At 30.1% G+C, this 3,597-nt stretch carries 6 protein-coding genes; all 6 read left to right on the top strand.

Features of this window, described 5'->3' with window-relative positions:
- A partial coding sequence (locus ACTG3V_RS15250; protein ID WP_439133032.1) for a hypothetical protein occupies nt 1-294 on the top strand: 294 nt, incomplete at its 5' end.
- Nucleotides 291-815, top strand: coding sequence for a hypothetical protein (locus ACTG3V_RS15245; RefSeq protein WP_439133031.1), 525 nt, complete (start codon nt 291-293; stop codon nt 813-815). The genes ACTG3V_RS15250 and ACTG3V_RS15245, both read left to right, overlap by 4 nt.
- A 185-nt stretch (nt 816-1,000) precedes the next feature.
- Nucleotides 1,001-1,438, top strand: coding sequence for a hypothetical protein (locus tag ACTG3V_RS15240; protein WP_439133030.1), 438 nt, complete (start codon nt 1,001-1,003; stop codon nt 1,436-1,438).
- Between the two features lie 14 nt (nt 1,439-1,452).
- On the top strand, nt 1,453-1,809 hold the full coding sequence (locus ACTG3V_RS15235) for a hypothetical protein (protein ID WP_439133029.1): 357 nt from the start codon (nt 1,453-1,455) through the stop codon (nt 1,807-1,809).
- 77 nt (nt 1,810-1,886) lie between these two features.
- The gene (locus ACTG3V_RS15230) at nt 1,887-2,129 is read left to right on the top strand and encodes a hypothetical protein (RefSeq protein ID WP_439133028.1); all 243 of its coding nucleotides are present in this window, start codon (nt 1,887-1,889) and stop codon (nt 2,127-2,129) included.
- A partial coding sequence (locus ACTG3V_RS15225; RefSeq protein ID WP_439133027.1) for a hypothetical protein occupies nt 2,130-3,597 on the top strand: 1,468 nt, incomplete at its 3' end.

Here is a 3,597-nt window from a genome sequence, read left to right as displayed (position 1 = left end):
CAATTAGCACCAGTAGATTTAGGTAAATTAAGACAAGGAATAGGAAAAGATAAAATAGAAGAACTTAATAGAACTATTTTTGCACGTGAAAAATATAGTGCTTATATGGAGTTTGGAACTGGTGGGCTTGTAAACGTGCCACCTGAATTAAAAGAATTGGCTATTAAATTTAAAGGTAAAGGAGTTAAACAGATTAATTTAAAGCCACAGCCATTTTTATATCCAGCTTTAGTAAATGGTAGAAAAGTATATTTAGACGAATTAAAACAACTTTTAAAAGAATTAAGTAAATGAATAAACCATTAGCGAATAAATGGGTAAGAAAAGCGATATATGATGCTATTGAAAATATGGTAGTAATCGACCAAGTTTCAAATGATGTGCATATATTACAAGACGGAAATACAAACAGTATCGTAAATAGTAACGGAATAGAAATTGCATCCGCAGATTTTATAAATGTACCTTGCTATGATACAAATGTAACAGCAAACGGAAATACACCATATTACAACCTATTAACAACTCAAACAAACGTAGAAGAAAACCCCACGAAATGCGAGGCAATGTGGAGAAGTTCTATTTTAATTGATACTGTTACTATATTTTCAGCAAGTGGAAATATGGGAAGTCGTTTGTTAGTTGATAATATCACTGATGCTATCATAACAGCAACAAGAAATCTAACTTTAGATGTTGAAAGCGGTTTAAGAATCCATAAACAAACAATCGGAAGCATAAACAACTTAGACAACCAAACAGATACACAAAATGTATTCAGAAACTTGTTAAGATTAGAGTTAGAAATATACTAAAAAAGACGTGCTACCTAGTAACACGCCTTTTATCAACCAAACCCTAAAAAATGACTATGAAAGAAAATTATACACAAATATAATACTTTTTTACAATTAAACAATAACTATAAAGAAATATTATACAAAAAACTATTTAATAAATTTTATTTATATTTGTATAATAAATAATTAAATAAATTAAAATGGCAGAATATATTTTAGGACAATCAGAAACATTAGCCGTTTGGAACGGAACAGATGCTTACGAGCCTATTGTTTGTTTGACTTCAAGCGGTTTAAGTGAAGCTGTTACTGAAGTTTCATCACGTACAAAATGCGATGCAGATGGAGCGACACAACGTAAAGCAGGTGCTTACACATACGAAATACCATTCGAGGGTACATATCCAAAACCTGAAACTGGAAAAGTAGGATGGGTGGAGTTAAAAGCTAAATTAAGAACTTTAGGAAACTTTGATTGGAAAATTACAACCACTTATGCAGATGATAGTACAGAGGTAGAATATGGTAGTGGTTTCTTTTCAAGTTTAGAAAAAACTGGGGCAATTGATGAAGATATTACTTTTAGTGGAACTTTAATGGGTAGTGGATTAATTACAGGGACAGACCCGAACGCATAAAATAAAACAACAATATGAAACAACAAATAGAATTACATTTAGGAGGTAAAAAGAGAAAGTTTACTTTTGGTATCTTATTTTTAGGTAACGTTTTAGAACGTGAAACATACGAGGATTACAACGACTTATTAATTAAGACGCAAAAAAACCCTTTTAAACACGCTCCTATATTAATGTATGAAAGTTTAGTAAATACTTGCAATAAGTATAGTAAAGAAGTAGATTTTACAGAAAAAGATGTAGTAGATTGGTTAGATAAAGACTATATAAAAGGTGCTGATAATGTAGTTAAGTTTTTACAGGTATTCTTTGGAACTAATGAAAATAAGACACCGGATGAAAATAACCAAAATGAGGCAAAAAAAAAATAGATTGGTATAAAGACATTATTTCAGTTTGCTTAGGTGAACTTGGTATTTCGTCTTATGATTATTTATATACAATGACAATGAGCGAATTTAACATTCGCTTTTTTGCATATAAAAGGTTACAACAAATAGAAAATGCTAAGATATTTGAGATTAATAGAGTTATAATAGGTGCAGGTTTTGGAGATAATAAACAAAAAACAGATTTACTTAACACTACCAAAAAAGTGTTAATTGGTACAAGTAGACCAAAAGTACCACAATTTGTCTTAGATAGGTTTAAAAAAGAACGTTTAGAGTACGAAAACAGAAAAAAGAAGTAAATGGATGCAAGAGTAGAAGTTGAAATTGGGGCTGATGTAAAGGAGTTACAAAATAAGTTAGCTAGAGCCACTAAATTATTAGACGGTTTAAAATCTAAGAATAAAGAACTTGCTAAATCTTTTGACGCTGGTAAAATTAGTTCAGATAAGTATTATTCTGATTTAGTTAAAAATAACTTAAAAATATCTAAAGCATCTAAACTTGTAACAAGTTATAAAAACAGTGTTCACGGTTTAGGAAATACTTTAGATAAAGGTAAAAAAAGTATTATTAGCGGTGATTCAGCTTTAACTTCATTTAGTAGAACGATACAAGATGCGCCTTTTGGTATAATGGGGGTATCAAACAACATTACCAACTTAACTGAACAATTTGGATACTTAAAGGCAAAAACTGGTAGTTCGGGGAGTGCTTTAAAAGCTATGTTAAGCAGTCTTAAAGGTTTTGGGGGTATTTCTTTAGCTATATCCGTTGCAACGTCCGCTTTACTTGTTTTTGGGGATAAGATATTTGATGTCAAAAATAATATAACAGAGTTTAACGATTCTCTTAAAGACATGAGTACATCAAGCGTTGTGGAGTTTAAGACTTTAACAGACGTAATGACTGATACTACTGCTTCTCAAACAGACCAAAAAAGAGCTTTAGAATTATTAAAAGAAAAATATTCAGACTTTGATACATCAGTATTTAAAACCAAAGGCAATTTAGATGAAATTAAAAAATCTATTGATGAATATACAATAGGATTAATACAAAATGCAAAAGCAAAAGCGGGTTTATCTTTAATCGAAGAAAAGTTTAGAAAAAAAATTCTTTTAGAAGACAAAAGAATGCAAAAAATGAGAGCATCATTTGGAGCAAATAGTATTGAGTTGTTTGAAAAAAGAAGAAAAAGACTTTTAGACTTAAATAATAAGCAATTAAAAGATAATGAAGAACTAAGAAAAAAGAGAGAAAAACAAATAAATGAAAGGTTCGATTCCGTTAAAAATATGGGTGCTAAAGAAATTCAGCAACTCGAAATAGATATATTAAGATTAAATTCTTTGGCTAATGTCCGAGATGAAATTTTATTTGGTGGTAAAGGTAAAAAACAAAAAGAAACTGATAGAAAACCTGTTTTTATTGATTTTAAATTAGATGATAGTAGTTTTGAGGCTTTAGAAACTATTGATTTAGGTGCTAACGATTGGATTGGTGACAGCCCTTTTAATTGGGAAGAGTATTTTAAGCTAAAAGATTTAGATACGCAAAAAAATATATTAAACGAAAAAATGTTAGCTGTTAATGCTCAAATGAGTAATTTAATTCAAGGTCAATTAGCTAACACTTTTAGCGGAATAGGTCAAGCAATAGGTAACGGTTTATCACAGGGTACAAACGTTTTAGCTGCTGTTGGAGGTGCTTTAATTAGCGGTATTGGCAATCTAATTGGTGCAATGGGGGATAAATTAATTCAGTTAG

The sequence above is a fragment of the Polaribacter sp. genome (assembly GCF_965660385.1).
GTDB lineage: Bacteria > Bacteroidota > Bacteroidia > Flavobacteriales > Flavobacteriaceae > Polaribacter.
This window is presented reverse-complemented; position numbering and strand designations above follow the sequence as displayed.

Bases quoted from the DNA above. Each gene is read 5' to 3' on its own strand.
- ACTG3V_RS15240 (WP_439133030.1), top strand. From the start codon at position 1,001: ATGGCAGAATATATTTTAGGACAATCAGAAACATTAGCCGTTTGGAAC.
- ACTG3V_RS15230 (WP_439133028.1), top strand. From the start codon at position 1,887: ATGAGCGAATTTAACATTCGCTTTTTTGCATATAAAAGGTTACAACAA.
- ACTG3V_RS15245 (WP_439133031.1), top strand. From the start codon at position 291: ATGAATAAACCATTAGCGAATAAATGGGTAAGAAAAGCGATATATGAT.
- ACTG3V_RS15235 (WP_439133029.1), top strand. From the start codon at position 1,453: ATGAAACAACAAATAGAATTACATTTAGGAGGTAAAAAGAGAAAGTTT.